This window comes from Paenibacillus sp. NN59, assembly GCF_057597225.1.
Map to the genome: position 1 here is coordinate 574,988 of NZ_CP199678.1, position 24,707 is coordinate 599,694.

Annotated in this window: 18 protein-coding genes; 11 read left to right on the forward strand and 7 right to left on the reverse strand. The window is 48.8% G+C overall.

Features of this window, described 5'->3' with window-relative positions:
* The first annotated feature begins 114 nt into the window (after positions 1 to 114).
* From ACT89M_RS02660 to ACT89M_RS02700, 9 genes are all read left to right on the forward strand, one after another.
* Positions 115 to 498 carry a ribbon-helix-helix domain-containing protein gene (locus tag ACT89M_RS02660; RefSeq protein ID WP_222591863.1) on the forward strand — a complete coding sequence of 128 codons (384 nt, stop codon included), beginning with the start codon at positions 115 to 117 and terminating at the stop codon, positions 496 to 498.
* Positions 476 to 1,771, forward strand: a complete 1,296-nt coding sequence (locus ACT89M_RS02665) for an MFS transporter (protein WP_186809799.1) — start codon at positions 476 to 478, stop codon at positions 1,769 to 1,771. Before ACT89M_RS02660 ends, ACT89M_RS02665 begins: the two co-directional genes overlap by 23 nt.
* 172 nt (positions 1,772 to 1,943) lie before the next feature.
* Positions 1,944 to 2,081, forward strand: a complete 138-nt coding sequence (locus tag ACT89M_RS02670) for a hypothetical protein (protein ID WP_161556981.1) — start codon at positions 1,944 to 1,946, stop codon at positions 2,079 to 2,081.
* A gap of 120 nt (positions 2,082 to 2,201) precedes the next feature.
* Entirely contained in the window at positions 2,202 to 4,955 is a 2,754-nt protein-coding gene (locus ACT89M_RS02675) for a lanthionine synthetase LanC family protein (RefSeq protein ID WP_487344982.1), read from the forward strand.
* Positions 4,933 to 5,733, forward strand: a complete 801-nt coding sequence (locus ACT89M_RS02680) for a GNAT family protein (RefSeq protein WP_154891394.1) — start codon at positions 4,933 to 4,935, stop codon at positions 5,731 to 5,733. The genes ACT89M_RS02675 and ACT89M_RS02680 overlap by 23 nt, the downstream gene beginning before the upstream one ends.
* A complete protein-coding gene (locus ACT89M_RS02685) occupies positions 5,730 to 7,205 on the forward strand; it encodes a hypothetical protein (protein WP_154891393.1) in 1,476 nt (491 codons plus the stop codon). The genes ACT89M_RS02680 and ACT89M_RS02685 overlap by 4 nt, the downstream gene beginning before the upstream one ends.
* Positions 7,187 to 8,956, forward strand: a complete 1,770-nt coding sequence (locus ACT89M_RS02690; protein ID WP_487344983.1) for an alpha/beta hydrolase family protein — start codon at positions 7,187 to 7,189, stop codon at positions 8,954 to 8,956. The genes ACT89M_RS02685 and ACT89M_RS02690 overlap by 19 nt, the downstream gene beginning before the upstream one ends.
* 301 nt (positions 8,957 to 9,257) lie before the next feature.
* Complete coding sequence (locus tag ACT89M_RS02695; RefSeq protein WP_090918666.1) at positions 9,258 to 9,890, forward strand: NAD(P)-dependent oxidoreductase; 633 nt, start codon at positions 9,258 to 9,260, stop codon at positions 9,888 to 9,890.
* 249 nt (positions 9,891 to 10,139) lie between these two features.
* Positions 10,140 to 11,888, forward strand: coding sequence for an NAD(P)H-hydrate dehydratase (locus ACT89M_RS02700; protein WP_487344984.1), 1,749 nt, complete (start codon positions 10,140 to 10,142; stop codon positions 11,886 to 11,888).
* 685 nt (positions 11,889 to 12,573) lie between these two features.
* Here the strand turns inward: ACT89M_RS02700 and ACT89M_RS02705 are convergent.
* The 4 genes from ACT89M_RS02705 to ACT89M_RS02720 all read right to left on the reverse strand — a co-directional run bounded on the left by ACT89M_RS02705 (position 12,574) and on the right by ACT89M_RS02720 (position 18,312).
* A complete protein-coding gene (locus ACT89M_RS02705; RefSeq protein ID WP_308722974.1) occupies positions 12,574 to 14,226 on the reverse strand; it encodes a methyl-accepting chemotaxis protein in 1,653 nt (550 codons plus the stop codon).
* A gap of 24 nt (positions 14,227 to 14,250) precedes the next feature.
* On the reverse strand, positions 14,251 to 15,258 hold the full coding sequence (locus tag ACT89M_RS02710; protein ID WP_154891389.1) for a BMP family lipoprotein: 1,008 nt from the start codon (positions 15,256 to 15,258) through the stop codon (positions 14,251 to 14,253).
* A gap of 355 nt (positions 15,259 to 15,613) precedes the next feature.
* Positions 15,614 to 17,224 carry a gamma-glutamyltransferase family protein gene (locus ACT89M_RS02715; RefSeq protein WP_253498191.1) on the reverse strand — a complete coding sequence of 537 codons (1,611 nt, stop codon included), beginning with the start codon at positions 17,222 to 17,224 and terminating at the stop codon, positions 15,614 to 15,616.
* Positions 17,225 to 17,412: 188 nt separating this feature from the next.
* Positions 17,413 to 18,312, reverse strand: coding sequence for an SDR family oxidoreductase (locus ACT89M_RS02720; RefSeq protein ID WP_308722973.1), 900 nt, complete (start codon positions 18,310 to 18,312; stop codon positions 17,413 to 17,415).
* A gap of 160 nt (positions 18,313 to 18,472) precedes the next feature.
* Here ACT89M_RS02720 and fosB point away from each other — a divergent pair, with 160 nt between their 5' ends.
* Together fosB and ACT89M_RS02730 are read left to right on the forward strand one after the other, a co-directional pair.
* Positions 18,473 to 18,892 (forward strand): metallothiol transferase FosB, encoded by a 420-nt coding sequence (fosB, locus tag ACT89M_RS02725; protein ID WP_154960479.1) that lies wholly within the window; start codon positions 18,473 to 18,475, stop codon positions 18,890 to 18,892.
* Positions 18,893 to 19,033: 141 nt separating this feature from the next.
* Positions 19,034 to 20,845 carry a S9 family peptidase gene (locus ACT89M_RS02730; RefSeq protein WP_308722972.1) on the forward strand — a complete coding sequence of 604 codons (1,812 nt, stop codon included), beginning with the start codon at positions 19,034 to 19,036 and terminating at the stop codon, positions 20,843 to 20,845.
* Positions 20,846 to 21,081: 236 nt separating this feature from the next.
* On the opposite strand, the gene ACT89M_RS02735 is transcribed toward ACT89M_RS02730, so the two are convergent.
* The 3 genes from ACT89M_RS02735 to ACT89M_RS02745 form a co-directional block, all read right to left on the reverse strand.
* The gene (locus tag ACT89M_RS02735) at positions 21,082 to 22,116 is read right to left on the reverse strand and encodes a phosphotransferase family protein (protein ID WP_221790687.1); all 1,035 of its coding nucleotides are present in this window, start codon (positions 22,114 to 22,116) and stop codon (positions 21,082 to 21,084) included.
* A 22-nt stretch (positions 22,117 to 22,138) separates the two neighbouring features.
* Positions 22,139 to 23,512, reverse strand: a complete 1,374-nt coding sequence (locus ACT89M_RS02740; protein ID WP_221790688.1) for an Imm51 family immunity protein — start codon at positions 23,510 to 23,512, stop codon at positions 22,139 to 22,141.
* Between the two features lie 139 nt (positions 23,513 to 23,651).
* Positions 23,652 to 24,683: a ribonucleotide-diphosphate reductase subunit beta gene (locus tag ACT89M_RS02745; RefSeq protein ID WP_090918646.1), complete on the reverse strand. Its 1,032-nt coding sequence runs from the start codon at positions 24,681 to 24,683 to the stop codon at positions 23,652 to 23,654.
* Between the last annotated feature and the right edge of the window lie 24 nt (positions 24,684 to 24,707).

Here is a 24,707-nt window from a genome sequence, read left to right on the forward strand (position 1 = left end):
CAAACCTTTGGGAAACCAAAGGTTTTTTGCTTTACAACCATATTTTTACATGATAATGTAAAATAAATACAATTTACGATTTACAAATTACAGATTATAAAATATGGAGGAAATATGTTGAACAAAAATCAAAAAATACAGTTCAATCAAATGATCGAGCGATCAATGGAACAGGCTGCTAAAAATCTTTCGGGTACCAAGGGGGTAGTTTCCGTTCGATTAAGTCAGGATGAGATTGATGTGATCGACCAAATGGTATTTCTGGAACTCGCCAAAAACCGCTCAGATGCGACAGCGATGCTGATTCGGGAAGGGATTCGCACGCACCAGACACTGTTTCACGAGTTACAGGAGTACACAGCTGAGCTGGAAGAAGTTAAAGCCAAAATGCAGCGAAGAATACAAGAATCGGGTCTGGTTGCTCAATTAAAACAAGGGGATGAGCGTGGGGAGATTCCGATTGGAGGCGATGGAAATGAACCAGAAAACAACGAATAAGACTGGCGAAGACGGCTATCTTGCCGTGTTACGAATACCTTCCTTTACAGTGCTGCTGGTAGGCAGGCTTGTCTCAGGTGCAGGTCAGATTTTATTTTCCATGGCCACGATGTGGTACATCTTGCAGTTAACTGAATCCGCACTTGCTGCGGCACTAATTCCGATGCTTCCCTATTTGATCTACGCTTTCCTGGGTATTCCACTTGCAACGATCAGTGACCGTCTGCCAAAGAAACCATTGCTGATCTGGACCGACATATGGAGAGCCGTTATTGCTTGTATCTTAGCGATTCTATTTCTGACGGGTAGCATGCTTCCGTGGCATATCTATGTAGCCAATCTGCTCATTGCGATTCTCGGTTTCATGTTCAACCCTGCCACTCAGACGGTCATTCCGGCGATTCTGCCCAAACCGACTGAGCAACTCGCTCCAGCCAATGCCCTATTGAACTCCTCCTCCAAAACGATAGAACTGCTCGGTTATGCTCTAGGGGGAATTTTAATTGCCTTTATCTCCGTACAATCCATCTTGTTCATCTATGCGATCACTTTTCTGTTATCCGCACTTGCGATTGCCTTCATTCGTATTCCTGTGACCAAAGTGGTCAAACAAAAAGGATTTTCAGGTTTTGTCAAAGACAGCATGCAAGGGATTACCTTTTTATTTTCAAACAAAGTTTTGGCCTGCTGTATTATCTTTGGTGCCATTATCAATTTTGCAGGGGCCCCGCTACATATCTTCACGCCGATTTTTGCCAATATGGTGCTTGAAGCCGGGCCACAAGGATATGGGTTGCTTCAATCTGCTTTTGCCGCTGGCAGTATCGTTGGTTCTTTGCTTAGTGGAAAATATGCCAAACGTCTGTCACTCGCCCATTGGTTCCTAATCAGTTATCTGATCTCGGGCGCAAGCTTGCTGTTCATGCCGATGTATCCTAACTTGTACTTTGCCATTGCCTGCTCTTTCCTGTTGATGTTGGGGCTTGCTCTTGTAAATGTACCGTTAGTCACTTCCATTCTGTTATCTACACCGGAAGAAAAAAGAGGACGTGTCATGAACAGTATGGGAGTACTTATGAGTGGTGTTAGTAACCCGCTCGGTTTGTTACTCGGAGGATGGTTAATTGAAGCCTATAGTCCTTCATGGGTGTACATGGGAATCGGCATGTTTGTTATTTTTATGGGCACGGCAAGCCTGTTTGTCAGACCTTTTCGGGAAGATCGAGCAGGACATACCTCACACAGGAAATCGTCCGTTTCGTCTGGAATTTGATGTCAGATTACTCCTTTTTTTAAGGGAAAACCAAAGGTTATGACATGTATTACAACTATATATGGGTTTCTTAAATAATTTTTGTAAAAAAATTCAATTAAAAAGAAGGAATTTAAAATTTTATGTAGAATTTGGTTTATAAGAGGGGGAGACAAATGGGAGGTAATTTATCATGGAAAACAAGGAAATTTTATCTGTACAGGATTTGATGGCTCTGGAGGTTGAAGAGGATAACAACATGTTCGAGGAAACTAGCTTGTGTACAGTGTGCAGCTGGACAAGCTCACAAACGATCGTTGTAGAGGCTTAGAACTCTTCATCGTCTCGAACCACTGAATGATTCGTAAGATAAGTCTTTGATTTCGCATTACTAAACTAAAATAATTGTACCTCCCCCTCTTACTCTACTTCAAAAAAGGAGTGATTCTCATTGAAATCAGCAAGCCTGACTGAAAAGAAGGACGCCTATGAGAACGCTTTGCATTATATAATCCGGGATCTACCCGAATCCATCCAATGGTCGAATGACGGCCATTGGATTTGTTTTAAACCGGACCGATTAACACTTCCCCCGCAGGGATGGAAGATTCATTTATCGGTTGTGCCTGTAGAGGGAGCGGAACTGCTACGAAGGATTACACCCATTCTGACAACGTATGGTGTGATGTGGAAAGTCGTAAATAGTGGGCTAAAGTTAATTGAAACATCCAATGGTTCTACACCGCTACCTCAGACCGGGAAGTGTGTGACGATCTATGCACGCAGTGATGAACAATTTATACAATTGCTTGAGGAGATGTATGTTTGTACGGGTGATCTTAAAGGCCCCGCGATCCCTACAGATCGGGCTTATCGGGGAAGTTCATGTGTATTTTATCGCTATGGAGCCTTTGTAGACCGGTTCTATTATGATCGTTACTCTGGGGCAAAAGTATATGCGATCCGGAACCCGGAAGGTAGACTGGAGGAAGACCGGAGAATACCAGGCAGATACAAGCCCGAGTGGGTAGACGAGCCGGAAGAACTGGTGAGCATACAGGCCGGGTGGAAGAAAGAAAATGAGGCAGTAAATAATCCCGATAATTCCAGTAACAATGAGTTCGGAATACGTAAAATCCGTGTGAAGCGGGTGCTCAAAAAATCGGGCAAAGGAGGCGTATTTCTTGTCTCCACGTCCCGGCATGAGCAAGCTGTGATGAAAGAAGCGGTTCATCTCATGCGTGTGGATGGTGCCGGACGTTCTGCCCGTGATTATCTGGATAACGAGTATCATGTGCTTGATCTGATGAAGGATACGGGGTATACTCCGCGGCCAATCGATCTGTTCAGTGCTGAACGGAATCGATATCTGATTCTGGAATACTTTGAGAGCATCAGCTTGCGCGAGCATGTCCACCGCAGACATGTAGCTGCCGATGGCATTCATCAGGCAGAATTTTACCGAATCGGCTTAGATATTCTGGATATTGTAGAACATTTTCACGATAGAGGCATTGTCATCAACGATTTAACTCCGAATAACATTGTTGTGATGTTTGACGGAAGTGTGCGGTTGATCGATCTGGAGTTAGCCTATGTGAAAGATAGCAAAAGTCAGGTGAAACCATTAACAGGGCACACGCCTGGTTATGTGCTTCGAGGAAGAGAGCACAGTCAGCGATCGGAATACTCCGATGATCTCTACGCGCTGGGAGCCGTTTATTATTACATGGCAACCTCCATGGACCCTTATCTGAAATACAGACAGTCTCATCTGTCTGCTGGACAAGTCTATTTGGACAATCTCAATGATAAACAGCTTCTTGAGCTGGGAAGTCTGGGGATCGAGATCATGTCTGCACGATATAATGATTTATCTGAAATACGTGAACAGCTAATACGTAAGTGTGAACAAGCTAAGGGAGATTTAACAGGGAGCGAGCAATCTTCGTGCGCGAATGAAGCAGGCATGACGGCAGAAGAAGTACTTCATCAAGCCGAGCTTATGGCTACCAAGTTGGTTCAATCTCTTGATTTTAATCATCCTCATCAGTTATATCCCGAAAATAGGATGAGCAAGATGTTTCACCCGGCTAATTTCAACTTTGGATGGACGGGCATGGCCTACGGTTTTCATCAGCTTGGGCAGATTACGCAGAACAGACATTATCATCAGTATGCACGTGAAGTATTGGAGTGGATATTGAATCATACGCCTTATGTTCCCGGAGAAACGCCAGAAAGCCTGTATTTCGGTTATGGGGCTGTTCCTTGGGCACTGGCACAGACAGCGGATGCGCTGGATGATAAACCGTTACTTCGCATTGCTGAAAATCTGGCCTTGGAGATGACGAGGCATGACCCGGTTCAAACCAATATCAGTCATGGAGCGGCAGGTTTAGGATTAATGCTGATGGAGGTACATCATCTTGGAGGTTGTTCCGAACTTTTGATAAGGGCTGATGAACTCGGTGAAATGATTTTACAGCAGGAAAAGCGAACAGAAGACGGGCTGAGCATGTGGGAAGTGAAGGACAAGTCGGATAAAAAAAGCCACCATTCGTATGGGTTTTCGCATGGCATGGCAGGGATCGGTTATTTCTTGCTTGCTTTAGCGAAGCAGACGGGGAAGGGCGAGTATTATTCGGCGGTGAAGCGCATTGTGGACACGCTGGAACATGCGAGTTACAAAGGCAAGAATGGGGTGAGGTTATGGCCTGCTTCCCCCGAAAAGCCGGATGCTCTCTGGGTTCATTGGTGTAATGGTTCGGCGGGTATAGGACGGTTTTTACTGACTGCAGCCGAGGTTCTGCAAGATCCGGTATGTTACAGACTTGGTCAGCAGGCCGCGGATGCGGTAGCCCAGTCGACCATTTTTGCTTCTTTCGGCCAGTGTCATGGGATCGCGGGTAACGGGGACTTTTTGATCATGGCCAATCGGAGTTTCCCTGGCAGATACGAAGCCAAATTGAAAGAGTATACACAGAGTCTATACATGCTTCGCAGTGATGTGCAGGAAGACTTTTGGATGTGGCCACTGGAGGATATGGAATCATTCTCCCCGGACTATATGACGGGATACATGGGGATTTACTCTTTTCTGCTTCGTCGATTTTATCCTGCGGTTTCTCATGAACCCATGGTATATTCAGGCTTCGACCAGACCAGGGAGGTGCAGGTATATGATGCAAACATCCATAGCTGATATCCTGCCACAATGTCAGCATGAACCCGGCAAGGTCGGGGGTCGATACTATGCCAGTGAGCCTGGGAAAAGAGAAACGAGCTCTTCCATGCTATTGATAGATCATGGGGAAGGTCAATATATGATGGATTTATGGAGTGAAGCTTCATCTCATGCATATTGGGAAGGACGGATCACATCCTTATTGGATACGTTGTCCTACTCCTCTATATATGTAACTGCACCCGCCTCGTTTCCATGGGAAAGGCTCGGGTATAAGGCAGATGTGCTTGCCCATCGATATCGCTTTTACGGTGATCTGAAGCACATTTCTGTTCCGGTTATGCCGGACCTGAACGGGAAGTGGTTGCCTGCAGAAGGGCAAGAGGAAGTTATGGCTCATTTGCTTCAAAGCAGTGATCCAACCTGCCCCGGAATCCAAGCTGCTCGCAAGGCAGTGGATGATATCTATGAAGGGCTGTATGGACGTTTACTGGAAGGGTCGGGACTTGTGGAACTGGAAGGAACGAAGATCGGAGGCTGTCTGTTAAGTGATGAGTTTGATAGCATCCTTCTGTCACATATATTCACCATGCCTGCGGCAAAACGCAAGGGCTGGGCACGGTGGCTTGTTGCTTATGCTCTACATCAGTGCAGTTCCGACCCGGAAAAGCAGATTAAGGCTTCTCTTGATGCAAACAATCAAGGGAGCTATCGCTTGATGAGTGCATTGCCTTTACAGCAGGTGCCTGAACTTATACATGTATGCCGGATCAGGAAAGAGAGGGAGTCCTCATGAAACCTGTTTTGCTGGAAAGTACGGACTATCATGATCTGAGAAGTACATGGTTTCGTGCGAGCCACGAACCAGGGTTATTTGTGGTTGAAGGACGTTCGGATATTGTGCAGCAAGAGCTACGCAAGTTAAGTATGCATTGGCAGGATCAGGCGATTCGCCTTGTGCTTGATGATACGTATCACACGTTGCCATTCATTTATCAGTTGAACCCTGTTCACCCGATTGATGATCTGGTGGCATGCAAAAATGCATTGCTCCGATTCCATCGAGCCGGCTGGGCACCGGGGCCACGGAAATGGATCTTGGTTGAGGTGGTCTCCGGTCTGCATCCTGCAGATTTGGGAGCCATACATCATCTGCTCTATCGTCAAAAACTAAAGGACGTAAGCGTATTGTTATTTTTTCATCAATATCCCGTGAGTGTTAACCTTCCCCAACATGTATCGAGGCTGGCTATTTCTCTGGTGAGAGATACACCGGAACATACCCGGCGTTTGTTAAATGAACAGTTGCGGATGGCTGGTAGGCACGATGAAGCGGAAGGTAAACAACAACGTAAAGCATTGGCTCTATATAACAGGCTGGCCTGGATTTTGTTGTGCAAATCGGATAATCACCTGCGGTACAGGGCTTGTTTTCGCTTTTTTAGTCAAAACGCCATATTCCAACAATTATCAGCTTCGCAGCAGGCCATTCTATGGTTTGAACTGGGTCAGTTATTAACCAAAAATGGGGATGATTATGACGCGGCAAGAGAATGTTATGCTCACGCTCGGGCCGTTCTGGAGCATGAGGAATTGGACGAAGTTTATCGTATTGGAAAAGAGGCGGCACTAGATAACGGTGAAGCATTAATTGAGATGCAGGAAGGCCACATCTCACGTGCAATTGAACTGGAGAAGCGAGCCGGGATGCGTATTCGTGAGCTTCCTCCAGGGCCGGATCGGCATGTTTTTCAGATTCAAACGGCTCTAAATATTGCAGGGTTACAGATCCGGGCAGGACTTCTCATGGATGCCGAGACGACACTAATAGCTGGCGAAAAGCTCTGTACAGGTGTGTACTCGGGTTGGCTCGGGCATATACTTCAATTAAAAATGTCGGTATATCAACAACTCGGCGAGCAGGAGTTAGAATACAAAATGTTGATTCAAGTGTTACGGATGAAGACGGGTTCAATTCCTTCCAAATTGTTGCAACGTTCAATCGAAATGGCTGGCGTGCTCATCCAGCAAGGGGAAGAGGAACATGCTGCGGAGGTGTATCGTCTTCTGATCGCGGGATTGCCAGCAACCAATCTGAAGCAAATCCGTTTGATCCGGCAAGCGTTAAGTAGTTTGGGAACAGAGAGTCCTGCTGCAACGGCCACACAGCATCAGCTTACGCTCAAGCTGGGACTACAGCTTGATACCTGGGAGCAATTCAAGCATTGGCATGAGGGGAGGGAATCCGGTTGGGCAATGCATTCCTGAACCGAATGAGTGTGAACCGGGAGCGGACAAGCATGGTCTTGTGTTATGACGACCAGACATGTGAATGGTGTGGGCTTGACGATGCTGGCGATGTTCAAGGTGTGCTTTGTCTTTCCGATCATTGGACAGAACGGGGCCAGACTGTACAGCATGTTCAATTCATCGGAACAGACCAAGTGGTGGCAATCACCCTGGAGAAGACGGAGAGATGGATTCATGTATTTCAAAAAGAGCAGGAGCGCATAAGCATGATTCAAACGCTCTCTCTAAAATTACCGTTTCCGGTGATGCAGTTTGCCTGGCAAGATGCACAACTCCTGCTGCTTTTTGCCGTTCGGCATCGTTCAGGAACGGTGCAGATCGGGCTGTACGATCCCGTAAAGGAAAAAGCCGAGTGGGTTACTCCAGAACTGGATAACCCGCAATTTGTGTTTTGGGCCAAGCCTGAGCGAGAGATTGGTGTTAATGTAGGCGGGGTTGGCAGAGTATATTTTTACGGGAAAGATACCGGATCATCTCGGGAAATTCCTTATCAGGAATATGCTTATCCGGTGATGGACAAGCAGGGTGATCAGATTGCTGTCTGCATTCCGGCGGGAGATGGTTTTTATCCTGGCTGGATGAGCGTTCAGGAGAATGTTGTTCAAGGTAGTCTGGAGCACAGTGAGCCGTTCTCTGAGTTGATTCGTATCCAGCTGGATGTGGATCGACAGCATATCTTATGCGAGGGAATAAGGCGTGGTAAGTGGCAATACGTTCAGTACACGCTGGATGGAACAAAGACATTTGAGCTGTGTGACTATCCCGGAACGTTAACGCAAGCGGTTCACAGCAAGGACAAGCAGAGTCTCATAGGTAAATTCGAGTCCATTACGACTGCCCCGGTGCCCGCCAGGTATAAAATATCTGAATCGTTTGGTGACATTACCCCACTTTCGGTCAGGCATGGGGATGCACTTGTGAGTAATCTTGTACAGCAACCGGAGACCAAGTACAAACACCTGCGTTACGGGAATGAGTTCATTCCTTATATGGATATCCATCCGGGAGGTGAAGGACAGGCAGTCATCTATCTGCACGGCGGGCCTCATAATTGCCTTCTGGACAGTTACAGTCCGGTTATTGCGCGTTTATGTGAGGCTGGAGTGAGGGTGATTGGGCTGAATTATCCCGGTAGTTCAGGATTCGGTTCTGATTACAAGCAACGTATTCAGAATGATTGGGGCGGTGTGGATGCAGATGTTATTCGGATTATTCGAGAGCAGGTCTTGGGTTCATATTCGGCAGTTTCACTGTATGGCGTCAGTTATGGGGCTTATTTAGCGCTGTTAGGGGCAGGTAGAAACCCGGAACTGTGGAGCGCCGTTGTGGCTTGCGCACCGTTTACGGACTTAAGCAGCTTGTATGCTGGTGGTGGGGCGAAGCTAAGATCGTTTTTGCAGATGGAAATTGGAGGATTGTTACAGGATGAATCCGCACTGCGGGAGAGAAGCCCGTTAACCTATGCGTCTGGATTGTGTGAAGTAGATCTACAGCTTGTCCATGGACGGAATGATCAGCTCTGCCCCGTGGAACAGACGGAGCGTTTATATCAGGAGATATTCAAGCGGAAGGAGCCTGTAGAGGCGAAAGACAGGCAACTTGAACTGCATATCATAGATGATCTTCAGCATGAGGTGTATGCGGAGCGAATCTGGGCGGCGAAGTCGGTTCATTTTCTAACCCGTAACAAGGTAACTCAGCCAGGGTAAGATGATCAAGATAAAATGTGGAAGCCGCCCGTGCGGCTTTTTTGGCGTACGTGGATCTAATTAGACGAGAGAAGAATGGGTTGAAACCTGGGAGAACATTTATAAAGAAATCTACAATATGCGAATGAAATAGAAACGCTCAGCTGAGGTGTTGGTTCCGCTGATGAAGATTCGAGTTTACAAGTAGGTTTATCCGGTTTAAGATGGCGTGAGCCGTTTAAGGTATATAACAACAGGATTAAGTATTAAAATAACGGTACAGCTTATTTAGATGACATCGATAGAAAAGAGGGATTCAGATATGAAAGTAACTATTTTTGGAGCGACAGGAGCGATTGGTAAGACGATTTTGTGGGAATTGATGGATCGTGGTCATGAAGTGACAGCAGTCGTACGTGATCCGTCCAAGGTGGAGATGGTGCATGAGCGCTTGCGTGTGGAGCAGGGAGATGTGCTTAACCCGGATCAGGTTGCAGATTTTGCAGCGGGACAAGAAGCGGTAGTGAGTGCTTACGGGCCGAAGTTTGGCGAAGAAGAGGAACTGCTGGAGGTAACGCGTTCACTGATCGAAGGCGTGCGCCGTGCGAATGCCGGGCGTCTGGTTGTTGTAGGCGGAGCAGGTAGTCTGATGACCGATTCAGGTGAAATGCTGATGAATACCCCTGGATTCCCGGAGGAAATCAAACCTCTTGCGCAGGCTCATGCGGATGCTTATGGGCTTTTGGAAGAATCCAACATTCACTGGACGTATATGAGTCCGGCAGCAACGATTACGACAGGGCGGAGAACAGGTCAATTCCGGATTGGCATGACTCGTGTCATTACAGATGATCTGGGCGAAAGCAGCATTTCTGTAGGTGATTTTGCCGCAGCTTTGGTGGACGAACTGGATGATCCGCAATTTGTTCAAGCGCGGTTTACGGTGGGGTACTAACTGAGGATAGATAAGCAAATGGGATAATTATAGATGTGACAGATAAGCCCTTGGCGCAAACCACGAGTGAGTGGAGAACCAATGAGACATGAATGGGTTGAAAACTCATAAGGCACGAATGGTCGGAAAACGAGTAACACACGATAGATTGGGAAACTAATGGCAATGGAAAACTTATGAGAATGGAATACCCATGAGTGTGATGCTCTAAGCAGTGTTATTCATAACACGACCGGGGAGGGATGAGTGTTGTTTATCGTAACCGCTGATCAGATGCGGGCTATGGACGAGTATACGATTCAGCAGCTTGGTATTCCTGCGGCCAGTCTGATGGAGAATGCAGGCAGAGCTATCGCCGAGGAAGTTATCAAGCTGTGCCGGGAATGGCAAGAGGATGGCAGTCGGGGTGATCGTGGCTGGGGTGAAGGCAGTCATGCTGAAAGTGATGAAGCACGGCACAGAAACATTGGTGAAGGTGGGGGTGGCTGGCCTGATCGCGGCCAGCGAAAAGAGGCGTTACGGGCACATACCGGGCCCGGCGACCGCGTAGGTTACGGGGGTGACATCATCGCCGATCCGGCGCTGGTGATGGCGCATCCCGGTGATCAGCATTGGTACATGCTGATCGGCAAGGGCAACAATGGCGGCGACGGGCTGGTTGCGGCGCGCCATTTGGTTGAAGCGGGGCTGGGCGTGACGTTAGTCTACGCCGATGCCCCGGAGGCACTGCGGGGCGAAGCCGCAGTGCAACGGGATGCCGCCGCGAAGCTCGGCATCCCTGCCATTGTCCACGGGCGCGAAGCCGTGGACTTTAGCCGGTGCACAGGCATCGTCGATGCGCTACTGGGCACCGGCTCGCGTGGTGCGCCGCGCGGAGCATACGCGGCGCTGATTCGCGCGGCGAACGACAGCGGTAAGCCAGTCGTATCCGCCGATGTGCCAAGCGGGCTGGACGCCGACACCGGTGAGGTGTACGAGCCGTGCATTGAAGCCCGGGTGACGGTATGCCTTGCGCTGCTTAAGCGTGGTCTGGTACAGTACCCGGGCGCTTCTGCCGCGGGGCGCATCGTTGTGCGCGCCATCGGCATTCCCGCGCGCCTTGCGCCAGAGCATGGCCCCTCGGTCCGTTTGCTAACGGACGAGGTGCTGCGGGGTGCGCTGCGCGTGGACACAGGCCGTCGCCGGGCACCGGACGGCCATAAGGGCACCTACGGCCATGTATTGCTGGCCGCAGGAAGCATGCCGATGAGCGGCGCTGGCCTGCTCTCGGCCAAAGCCGCGCTACGCGCAGGTTGCGGGCTCGCCACATGGGCGCTGCCCGCGGCACTGTTGCCGCATGTCATCGGCAACGTGCCTGAGCTGATGCTCGCCGCTGCAGCCGATGGCGCCAGCGGCGAATGGAACGCGGCTTCCGCCGCAGCGGTGCTGCGCCTTGCGGAGAGCCGCGACGTGCTTGCGACCGGCCCGGGCCTTGGTCGCTTCGAAGGCGACACCGACTGGCTGCGCCGTCTGTGGCAACAGACGGATCGTCCGCTCGTCATCGACGCGGACGCCCTCAACATGCTGGCAGATGCAGGCCCAGATGGGCCACGCACCTGGGGCCAGCGCAGTGCGGCGACCATACTGACGCCGCACCCTGGCGAGATGGGCCGACTGCTGCGCATGTCGACCCCCGAAGTGCAGCGTGACCGAATTGGACACGCTGCACGGTACGCCCGCGAGCAGGGCGTGACCCTTGTGCTCAAAGGAGCACGAACGGTCATCGCAACGCCTTCCGGCGAGGCGTACATCAACACCACCGGCCACGCCGGCATGGCAACAGGCGGTGCCGGTGACGTGTTGACCGGCATCATCGCCGGTCTGCTTGCTCAAGGGCTAGGCGCGGAACAAGCCGCCGCGTTCGGTGTATACCTGCACGGACAGGCTGCCGAACGGGCAGCATTGCGGCGAGGCGATCCATCTTCCTTGCTGGCAGGAGATATTATCGATGCACTGTAGAGGAATGTTCAATCCAGCGTGCAGGATCATACGGAAGCGATAATGTTTAAATACCTATCACATGAAAGTATAAACATATGAAAAAGGAGCCCGCCATCATCTCGAGGGGCTCCTTTCTCATATAAAGTGAATTTATAAATAAAAAACAATCTATATCGTTTTTTATTGAAAGCACCGAACCACCCATTTGGAAACATTGTTACAGTATCTACCCAACTCATCTACCCACCCATTGCACATTCATCAGCCCAACTTGATTAACCTGACCATCGCACATTCTATCGTTCCAACTCACTAACATGACCTACTGCCTATTCAAGTGTTGACGGAACAACGTTTCTTAGTGCCGATCTGCATTCTTTTTCAGGGTGAACATTTCTAACGATCATGAGAAACCTTATTGGGCACGTATTCACCCGTTTTATTTTCTAACGATCTCAGGGAACCTTATTTCAATCATTTATTATAAAAAGGAGACATTTCCCTCCACTTTGGCCCAAATAAGCTCTCTGGGGATCGTTAGAATTTCAAACGACTCAGAATCATGCAAATAAGCTCATCTGAGATCGTTAGGATAAAATTTAATTTTCACTCACCTTTCGCTCACATAATCCTCATACTCCGCGTGCATACTGCAGCTTCATTGATTACTTTACTACAGGTACACACATCTCGTGGACTCCTCTTACAGACGGAAACGCTGGAGTTCCTGATGCATCTCAGCACTGATATCACGAAGTGACTTGACCTTGATACTGGCTTCGGAGAAAGAACGTTGTTGTTCTGCGGTGGAAGCAGTGATTTCTTCACTGCTGGCTGCAGATTGCTCGGTGATGGCACTGATGTTTTCAATCGCCTGTTGCACCTGTGAACTAAGTTTGTTGGATTGTGACATGTCCTCTGCAAGCTGCTGAATGCCTTCGCTGATGCGCTCCACACTCTCGCGAATCGCCGAGAAGGATTGTTGAGTCTGACTGGTGGCGTGCTCCTGTTCCCCAAAGAGTTGCATGCTTTGCACCACGGAACTTTTTACTTTTTCCATCGAGGCTGTAATCTCGTTAACGGCGGCATAGATATGTTTGACGGATTGAGCAGACTGCTCGGCCAGCTTGTTCACTTCTCCAGCCACAACAGCGAATCCGCGTCCGGCTTCCCCGGCACGTGCAGCTTCAATGGAAGCGTTCAGGGAGAGCATGGTGGTTTGCTTGGCAATCTCGGATACATATCCCGTCATCGTTGTAATGCGAGCCGCGCTCTCTTCCAGCTCCAGCACGGTCTGTTCCACTTCGGACATGGCATGGCGATTTACTTCGGCGAGTCGCAACTGTTCTTCAATCGCCTTGTTTCCCTCTTCCACTGTGGTTAGAACATCGCGTCCATCCTTGGCAGATTGGGCAGTGGCCTCCAGATTATGGTTAAAGGTAGACTGCATCTTGTCTACGACTATAACCGTTTCGCTGAGATCTTCCGCAATTTTTTGACTGCCAACGGACAGCTCTTCTGTGGTACGTGACACCTGCTGTACGATGGCTTGCACCGTATCATTACCGCGATCAATATCCTGAGCCATCTGATCGACTCGCTGCCCCGCCGTGTCAATGGATTGGATGATTCCGCGAATATTATTCGTCATTTGCCCAAAAGAACGGCTCAGATCATCCAGTTCATCTTTCCCCCGAGGTTCCGGCAGCGTTTGGGTCAGGTCACCACTGGCAATATGCCCGGCAGCATCCTTGATCAGACGAATACGCTTGGCTATCTGACGTGATGTGTACATATTAAAGAGCATGACGGCGATGAACAAGAGCACAGCCCCGCCAAGAGCAATCTGCCATGTCTGCTGGATGTCACTCTCCAGATCGAGCGTATATTGAGTGTAGCGTCCCCGCGTTATCTCATTCAGTGAGTAGATGTCATTCTGTATGCCTCGAACCCGTGCACTGTAACGTTTTGCTTCCGCACTATCCATGCTGCTCATCGCTTGGGTTGCACCCTGATCCAGTGCTTGCAGCTTCGTTTGAACCGTTTGGATGAGCTGTAGCTCCTGTTCCGTTTCCAGCAATCCACCTTTGAGTTCCTTAATCATGGCTTGGCCTTCTTTTAGAAGAAGCAGAACAGCTTCCTGATTGCCGGCAGTCATTGAGAAGGAATAGACATCCAGTGCCTGCTGGGTTTGAATCTGGTTGGAGTTCAGCTCACTTACCTTGAGCATCGCAGGTACCAGATTTTGATTTTTTGCATTCATGCTAAGCAGTTCCATAATAATATAAGCGACCAGCGCAAGGCATAGAAGCAGTGAGATCAGAGCATTGACAATAAGTTTTCCCTGTAGTTTCATATGCGAGCCTCCTCGAATCTTGGGTTATGGATTCACTGTGATTTTGGTTTGACCCGAAGAAATTTTGGCTTTCAGATCATCGAAAGTCCGCTGTTGTTCATCACTCAGCGTGATGTTATGCAGTGCAGTTAAGCCTACAGCATTCTCGGCGAGTCCTTCTACGATCTCCTTTTTCGGGAAGGTATGTTTGTTCTCGATAAACGACTTCACGGCGTTGTAGATGGAGACATCCACATTTTTTAGCATGGATGTCAGAATTGCTTTTTCCGCTAAAAAGAACTGATCGGTATCTACACCAATGGCGTATTTGCCGAGTGCTTGAATCTCATTCAGTGCGCCGACACCGGTAAGACCAGCGGCCACATAAATTACGTCGGCACCTTTCTCCCGAATCATTTGCTCAGCGAGTTGCTTGCCCAGATCGGCATTTCCAAAATCACCAGCATAGACGATATCTACTGCAGCTTCTGGATTAACAGCAAGCACACCCTGTTTGAAACCCTGCTCAAAATTTTTGAGCACCGCAATTTCCATCCCGCCCAAGAAACCGACATGTTTCTCCTTGGAAGCCATGCCTGCGATCACACCTGCCAGATAGCTGCCTTCCTCCGCGCGAAATGAAATGGAAGCGATGTTAGGAAGCTCAGAGGTACTGTCAATTAAAAGGAATTGCTGGTCCGGATATTTGGCAGCAACCTTCTCCATATCTGCTTGAACGGTATCGCTTAAACCAATAATAAGATCGAACTTTTCTTGGGAAAATTCCTCAAACGCTGCTTCTGCAGTCGAATCTTTGCTTGGTTCACGATAGTCAAAAACAATGCTTTTCTCGTCTCTCGCCTTGACCAGTCCGTTAAAAGCCGCATCATTAAAAGATCGGTCTCCCAGACCGACCTCTGTAAGTACAATTCCCACTCTGGTCTTTACGTCAGTGGTTGCTGTTTTAGAGCCGGTTGAACAAGCAGCTAACATGATCAGTGTCAGGGCCAGAAGCATGGTGAGCCCTAAACGGATGAACATCGTTGTTTTCATGTGAAATGCCCTCATTTCTGTAAGTTTCTTATGTAATAATTCTGGAAATATACTGGAAGATGGATGAACCCCAATCATCTATGCAACGAGTTTTTCCCTTTATCTATATCGGTGAAAAAATCCGTTTTTTTACGATCTCTAATGAAAATTTACAGAAATATAAATCTATTTCATGAATTATACATAGTTTTTACAATTATGTTGTTTAATCATTCTTATAAGAACTTATGAGTTGGCATCGTGATGCCGTAAAAAAACAAAAAAAGCAAAGTAGAGCGAGAATCCTACTCTACTCTGCTCTGCTTTGCTTTACATTGCCTTGCTCAACCTTTACATTCATCACGTTATGGATTTCCTACCACGCCGCAATCGAGCCGTCCGTCCGACTTTCCGTTCCGCCGCATAACACACCTGTGTCCGGGTTGCGCCAGATGATCTGCCCCCGTCCGAATTGGGACGAATCGAGCTCGGTTTGGATATTATGTCCTCTGCGAGCCAGCGCTTGGGCAACGTGAGAAGGGAAGCCTTGCTCGACCAGTATCGTTTTGTCTTTAATCCACTGCCAGCGAGGTGAATCGAGAGCGGCTTGCGGATTCAGATGATGATCAATCGTATTCATAATGACCTGCACATGACCCTGAGGTTGCATGAAACCGCCCATGACCCCGAATGGTCCGACCGCTTCACTGCCTTGGGTGAGGAATCCGGGGATAATCGTATGATACGTGCGTTTACCCGGCTCCAGTGCATTCGCATGTTGCGGGTCCAGCGAGAAGTTATGTCCGCGGTTCTGGAGTGCGATACCTGTGCCTGGCACCACGAGTCCTGAACCAAAGCCCATATAGTTACTCTGGATAAAAGAAACCATGTTGCCTTCGCCGTCTGCCGCGGCCAGATAAACGGTTCCGCTTCCGCGTGGATCACCTGCCTCGGGTGCACGTGCGGTATCGCCAATCAGCTTGCGCCGTTCTGCGGCGTAGGCTTCGGACAGCAAATCTTCCACGGATACGCCCATTTTTCGTTCTTCCGTAATGTATTTTTCTCCATCGGCAAAAGCCAGCTTCATCGCTTCCAGCTGTCGGTGATAACTGAGGACGGATTCCTTCTCGGCGAAGTCGAATCCCTTCAGTAGATTGAGTGCGGATAGGGCGATGAGTCCCTGCCCGTTCGGCGGAATCTCCCATACATCATAACCCCGGTAGGAAACGGAGATCGGATCAACCCATTCCGGCTGAAAAGCCTTCAGGTCATCTCGTGTCAGGTAACCGCCGTGTTCTGCCATAAAAGCATGAATGCGTTCCGACAGTTCTCCTTCGTAAAAGTCTCGCGCTTCGCTCTCGCCAATCCGGCGCAACGTGGCCGCATGGCCCGGCGAGCGCCATAGTTCCCCCGCCGCGGGTGCACGCCCGCCAGGGGCAAACGTCTCAAACCATGCACGCCCTGCTTCCGCATCGCCTTGGCGTGCATAGACCTCGGCTGCCCGTGCCCAGTGGCGGGCCAGCCCCGGCGCAAGCGGATAACCTTCCTCCGCATAGCGGATGGCCGGTTCCAGCACTTGCGCCAGCGTGAGCCGTCCAAACCGACGGCTCAGCTCCGCCCAACCCGCCGGTGCACCAGGCACCGTCACCGGCACAACCCCCAGCTTCGGCATCTCCGTATAGCCTGCCGCCTGTAGCGCCTCAATCGAAATGCTCTGAGGCGCAGGTCCACTGGCATTCAGGCCATGTAGCTTGCCCTCCGTCCAGACGAGGGCAAAAGCATCGCCACCAATGCCATTGGAGGTCGGCTCCAGCACGGTGAGTGCTGCCGCTGTGGCGATGGCGGCATCAATCGCATTGCCGCCTTGTTTCAACACATCCAGACCAGCCTGTGCAGCAAGTGGCTGCGACGTAGCCACCATGCCTTGCTTGGCGTATACCGGCACACGGTACGAGGAATAAGGTTGGTAGAGGGGATCAAAGTTCATTCGTCAATCAGCTCCTTGTCACGAGATGTCAGATTCCGTTGTTTAACCGGAGTGTAGCTTCTAACCCTTTTCGCAACCGACAAGCCAATCTCCTGCCAAAACATCCAAATCCAACCTGACATCATGGGGCAGGAACATAGAATATAAGCAAAGCCGTTTGAATGTACACATACTCATGCCAGTAGCCCTTAAGTTGTAACCATATCGCCACCGTTGACATGGATGCATTCGCCGGTGACGTAGGAGGAATCGCGTGACGCCAAATAGACATAGGCTGCAGCTAGCTCGTAAGGTTGACCTGCTCGGCCCATAGGTGTATCGGTGCCGAATACCTGCACATCTTCAGCCGAGAAGCTGGCTGGAATAAGCGGAGTCCAGATGGGCCCCGGAGCCACGGCGTTTACACGAATGCCTTTGTCAGCCAGCGATTGGGAGAGTACACGGGTGAGGGAGACGACAGCGCCTTTGGTCGATGAATAATCAATGAGCCTCACATCACCTTTGTAAGCTGTAATGGAGGCGGTGTTGATGATGGACGCCCCTTGGCACAGATGGGGAAGGGCAGACTGGATCAGGAAGAAATACGAGAACACATTTGTTTGAAACGTATGATAGAGCTGCTCCTCGGTGATGTCGACAATGCTTTGCTGTACATACTGCACGGCGTGGTTGTTGACCAGTACATCGATCTTCCCGAACATTTCCATTGTCTTGCGAATGACGGCTTCGCAGTTTGGTTTTAGCCGAAGATCCGTCTCGATGAGCAGACAGCGCTGACCCAGCTCCACGATTCGGTCACGTGTCCATTCCGCGTCCGTTCGTTCATATAAATAAGCGATCACAACATCTGCACCTTCTTTGGCAAAAGCAATCGCCGCCGCCCGACCGATACCACTATCGCCGCCTGTGATAATCGCAACTTTGCCTTGCAGTTTGCAACTGCCAATATAAGCAGGGTCTTCACTGATCGGTTCGGGCACCATCAGCGATTCCAGACCGGGCTGCTGATCCTGATGCTGGGGCGGAAAAGCTAACTTCTGTGGTTTGCATACCGTCTTCTCACCGTAAAATGGATAGACAGGGTTCATGGTTTGCATATCCTCCTCGAACGTTCCTTGATAAGCCTACCCTATGCATTCATCCCGAAAAAGATGCAGTTTGGCCGTGCTATAAGCTTGTGTTCTACCGAAAATATATACCATAATAAGGGAGTAACCCTTTAAATTTGATGGAGGTGTCAGGAGCCCTATGAACATTCAGGGAATTAATCATTTGTGCTTTTCCGTATCGAATCTGGAGCGATCTATTACGTTCTTTGAGCAGGCTCTCGGTGCCCGAATTCAGGTGAAAGGACGCAAACTGGCCTACTTCGAACTGGCGGGCCTCTGGATTGCTTTGAATCAGGAGGATGTGCTTCGGAATTATACGGAACGAACCTATACCCATATCGCATTTACGGTAAAAGAAGAAGAGTTTGACGCATCCGTGGAGCAACTACGAGCTGCAGGAGCCGATATTATTCCAGGAAGAGCGAGAGATGAGCGGGATGGGAGATCGGTTTATTTTACAGACCCGGACGGGCATCTATTTGAACTACATACAGGCAGCTTGAAGAAGCGGTTGGACTATTATCGTGAGGCTAAACCGCATATGACCTTTTATTCATGAGGTATGTACAAATAAAAAAAGAAAATGGAATCAAAGCTCACATATCTATTGTGAAAACAATGGAATAAACGATAAACTGGACAAATGGAACCTTAATTTACCAATGTTAAATTCATGGGTTTAATCTTAAGGAGGTTTGTCATGATTCAGTTTCCGAAACCGGATGTAGAGCAGTATTTTCAGACGTATCGTATTTCGCATTTTGCCGTATCAGCGGATGAGAAAAAGTTGTATATGGATAGCAACCTGAATGGTCAGCCGAATATCTGGGCGATGGACTTGCCGGGAGGGTATCCGTATCCACTGACGTATTTGAACCAAAGCAGTCAATTTATTAAAGCTGATCCGCAAGGGCGTCATCTGCTGACCGCTTTTGATCGAGATGGGAACGAAAACTATCACCTCTATGCGTTGCCACCGGAGGGGGGAGTTCCGCTTCCGATTGTCCCAGCTGATCCGAATGACCGCTGTTATTATGCTCATTTATCTGAGGACGGAAAACGGTTATATTATAACACCAGTTCAGGCAATCCGAATTATATGAATGCACGCCTTCGTGACCTGGAGACTGGTGAAGACGAGCTTTTGTATCAGGGAGAAGAGGTAACCAGCAGCCTGATTGCGGTAAGTCCCAATGAAGAAGCCTATGTAATCCTGAAAATGTACTCCAACACGTATCAGACTGCTCATCTGCACCGGAACGGAGAATCTCATGCCATAGTACCGGTTACGGAGCGGCAGAGTCAGGTTCCATATGTTCTATTTGCAGGTAATGACCGTTTGTTGCTGATTACCAACGATAACTCGGCATATGCCTATGTAGCTGAGTATGTCATAGATACGGGAGAATTCCGTGCGTTGTGTCATATTGAGGGTGAAGATGTAGATGAAATCCGCTGGCATGAGGCAACTGAAACGTTATATATCTGGACACTGACCGGGCCGGAGTATCATATGTATGCGCTGGAAAAAGGTACTGGAAAACCTCGCCGCATGGACATGCCGCTCGATACGATTGAACAGGTGAACGTGACCAAATCCGGTAACGTGTATATTCTCGGACGTGGTGCTGTGCAGCCGCATAATATCTATCGACTTGTTGCAGATAGTGAGTCCTGGGAGCCGTTAACGGCCAATCGAGTAACCGGTCTGAACCCGGATGATCTCGTATATCCAGATGTCGTGCGATACCATTCCTATGACGGGCTGGAGATTGAAGCATTGCTGTTCAAAGCGAAGCCGGAGCAGGCGAACGGATACAGTGTATTCTGGCCACATGGCGGGCCACAGGCATCGGAAGCCAAGTTTTTCCGTCCGATGTTTCAGTTGTTGCTTGCACAAGGGTACAATATCTTCGCTCCGAACTTCCGGGGTAGCACAGGATATGGTGCTGAATTCGTGAAGATGGTTAATCGGGATTGGGGCGAAGGACCGAGACTGGACTGTGTTGCAGGCATTGGGTGGTTGTTTGATCAGGGGATTAGCTCGCCAGAGCGTTTATTTGTGGTAGGCGGTAGTTATGGAGGTTACATGACGCTGCTACTTGCAGGTCGTCATCCAGAGCTGTTCCGTGCAGCAGTTGATATCTTTGGCCCAAGCAATCTGTTTACTTTCCTGGAATCTGTACCGGAGGATTGGAAGCCAATGATGGACAGATGGCTGGGTGATCCGGTACGTGACCGTGAACGCTTAACCAAAGATTCCCCGATTACGTATCTGGATCAGATGGTGAACCCGATGCTAGTCATTCAAGGGGCCAACGATCCAAGGGTGGTCAAGGCTGAATCGGATCAGATTGTAGCCGCACTTCAGGAGAAAGGTGTAGACGTCGAGTACATCGTATTGGATGATGAGGGCCATGGTTTCTCCAGAAAAACAAATGAAATTTTAGTTTATCGTAAAATGGTAGAGTTTTTGCAAAAGCATCAAGAGACTCCTGTTGCACAAGTTTAATTCGAATCATTTGATCACCATAGACTTCAGTGGATCATTCGTATGAGGGTGACAAGAGGTAGCTCATACAGACATGGAGTCTACTATAGAGCAACAAATAATAGCCAGTGATCACAAGGATCACTGGCTATTTTTGTTTCAAGTCAATCACATGAAGTTGTTATTTATATATCATCTGGTAGTCACGGATTCCTTTAGCACCTACAAGCCGCATGCTTGTATTACAATCAGAACGTTCAGTCCAGCAAAGAGAGTACCTTCTCGATATACCGCTCTGCCCACGGAGCAAAAGGTAGATCAGCTTCCCAGGTCACTTGTCCTGTCGCCTTCGCCTCACCCCACCATAGAATACGTTGATACAATAGGTGAATCAGAAGGCGCGAACGAAAATGTTTACATTTTTCCACATCGTCTGCACAGACGTTTTCCCGGTAATGATGAAGAAATCTCGCGGCCAGATCAGGCCTGTCTTCCCGGAGGTATCTTGCGGTTATTTTAGTCAGATCGGCTGTGCCATCACCAAAATAGGCCGTCGTAAAATCAAATAATCCACTGATTCTCCAAGAGGATGCAGGCGGATCTGTTTTTTGGATAAGAAAGTTCTCAACTTTGAAATCTCCCATGACAAATTCATGAACCGTCGAGACTAAAAAAGCAGACTCGGACTGTCTCAATTGCTCATCCACCCAGCATACATCATCGTCAGTAATGACAGAGTACTTCTCCGCATCATGTAACCAGTGGCGGATGCTTCCGTACAGCCAGTCCAGATACGAGCCGGCAAAAGGCATGATTTTGTCTGCCACAGGATCGTATTCTCCGGCATCCGGAACTTTCCAGTGATGCAACTCGGCTAACGTTTCAGCCAGTACATCTGTAATGTCTTTATGATCTTGTGAAGTTAGAGTCGTTTGGAAAACAGGATCATATAGATGGTTTCCAGGCAACTTGGGCATGATTACGTAACTCCAGCCCAGTAGCTGCGTGTCCTCCTGAATCCGATAGGGAACAGGCACAGGGATGGTAGTGCGCGCCGCCAGTTGTTCCACGAAAAATTGCTCTTCCTGAAACTGTCCGTTGTATAACGGATTGCCTTTCAGAATAAACTCGCCTTGCGTAGTTTGAATGAGCAGGGTTTGCCCCATCACCCCTTCAGCTGTCCGGTGAGAATGGACTAATTTCCCGAGATTGAAATGATCAAGTGCCCGTTGCAGATCGGGCTCCGAGACATGACCGAGACTATTGGAAGCAAAGTAAATGCGAGTCGTCATAAAAGGGCTCCTTATCTTCTGTTTAGTCCAGCTCCGCTCTTGAAAACAGGTCGAGAATAAGATCACGTTGCTCACATGCCTGCTTGAATCCGAGAATAAAGGATATGAGCGCTTCTTTGTCATCTGTATAAGCACAGAACATATCCGCTTCCGGATCGAAACGAATAACCGAAGTCAGATGAGGCATCTTTTCTTCAAGAAAGACAGATGCGAGGGAGGCCCAATCGTACCCGCCACCTTCGAAACCTTCATCTGCGCGTGAGTCAAATACGTCTTGAAGATATGTACCTGCATTCAGAATCACGGAATAGGAATTGGTTCCTGCATCAATGAACCTAAAAGGGGCAATGGCTTCTTTAGAGAAGGTTGACACGCTTTGGTTCTCAGTGAATACAGCAGTAATTGCTTGTTCTTCATCAAGAGAGTCAGAGCCTTCCTCGTCAAGCAAATTAAAATCCTCTTCGTCCAGCAAACCCCGAATGAAAACTTCGAAATTCGGTGCCAGATAAGTAATTTCATAATCGCTTTCCTGATCCACATGAACGACACAAGGTTCGCCTTGAGGGCCGCAGAAGCGATAGTCCAGCATGACGACATCATGACCGGCAGACGGGCAATCACAGATGACAACCCCGAGGTCAGGGTATCCCCAGTCTTCGATCATAAAGCGACTGCCGAACTCTCCACCAAGGGAATACATCTTATCCCGTCCAATACCCAAGATGCTTGTAATGGCGATATGATTCTCTGCCCAACTTGTACCTTCTTGGGTCGGAAACGTTGTGCGCGCAGGAAAACCGCCATTTTGCGTTTTCATTAGCTGGATATAGGAAGCTGGCAGTTTGTAGCCGAGTTCCTGTTCAATGGATTGAATTAATTCCTCGTCAAAAGGAGAAGACACATGGTTATCTTGCGCATAATCGCTATACCGCCAGAATGTTGCGGGATCGTATGTGCCTGAAGCAACCTGAAGCTGGTTTAGTGTTCCGCTTTGCTCCCACTCTGCCTGCTCCGTCTCCCAGCGAATGCGATCCCGATCCATTTTAGCTGCTTTCGGGCGAATCCAGTCCAGGTATTCCAGGGTAGACTCATCATTGGGCTCAAGTCGATTCGCTTCTTCAAAAGCTGCCTGTGCCAGCTTGTATTCAGCGACGTAACAGTAGGCATAACCTAACCGGAAGTGCCATAACGGGTCTAGTTGGCCTTGTTCCTTAACGCCTTGTAATAGTTTAATGGCTGTGCGATACTCTTCCAAATTGTTATATGCTCTTGCAAGCTGTCCGATCGTTTCGGCATCCTGCTCGGATTCGGGTAATGCCTCAATACGTTTAACGATGAGCGCATAGTCTTCCTGTTCATGCCAAACATTAATCTGTTCCAGCAACTCTCTATCCATGATTAGACCTCATTTCATCGTGAAAGAATAGGAAACTCTACCCACTATTTTACAAGGTTTAGAGACAAAAAAACACTCTCTCATACGGGTAGCCGTAAAGCTTCCCAGCATGAGAGAGTGTGCAGTGTTAGACGTTATTCTACAAATCGTCAAATCCGTTATCGTCGCCGACTTTACCGTAGTTACGGGATTTGGCTTCGAAGAAGTCTGTTTTCGTTGCGTTCAGCGCTTCGTCGGAGAAAGGTTTGATCCAAGGCATGCAGTTCACGTCAACGCCTTCATATGCCTTTTCCATACCCATTAGACGCAAGCGTTTGTTCGCTGTGTATTTAATGTAGTCTTCCAGCTCGTTCAGGTCGATGCCGCGAACGTTGCTGAGTGTATAATGTGCCCAGTTCGTTTCCAGCTCAACTGCGCGGTCAATCGTTTTGTACACGTAGTCCATGTTTTCTGGTGTGTTCAGTTCAGGGAAGTCTACCAGCAACTGTTTGAACACTTCCGCGAAGAAGTAGCAGTGCTGATTTTCATCCCGCTGGATGTACGAGATCATCTGGCTGGTTGCCATCATTTTCTGGTCACGAGCCAGGTTATAGAAGAACGCAAATGTACTATAGAAGAAAATACCTTCGAGAATCAAGTCAGCAACCATCGCTTGGAAGAACGTCTGTGGAGACGGGTTGTCCCGGAAGCTTTGATAAATATCCGCGATGAAACGGTTGCGGTCCAGCAACACCGGATCATGTTTCCAATATTCGAAAATCTCTTTCTGCTCCTGATCGGAAACGATGGAAGACAGAACGTAGGAGTAGGATTGGTTATGCACAACTTCCTGTTGTCCGATGATCGCCGAGATCGCTTCAAGGGAAGAGTCGGTAAAATAACGTTTCACGTCACCAACAAACATCGTTTGCATGGAATCCAGTACAGCCAGCAGGGAGATGTTAATTTTGAACGTACGTTTCTCTTCTTCGTCCAGTTGGGCAAATTGGGAAGCATCCTTGGACATCGGAATCTCGTCAGCGATCCAGTGGTTAAGCAACAATACTTTGTACAATTTGTACATATGAGGCATACGAATGTCGTTCCAGTTCAGGATACCCGAGCATTCACCTTCAATAATACGTGTCGATTGGTTAGGCGCTTCGGTATTGAAAATTTTCTGTACTTGCATAATCCGTTCACTCCTTGAATGAAT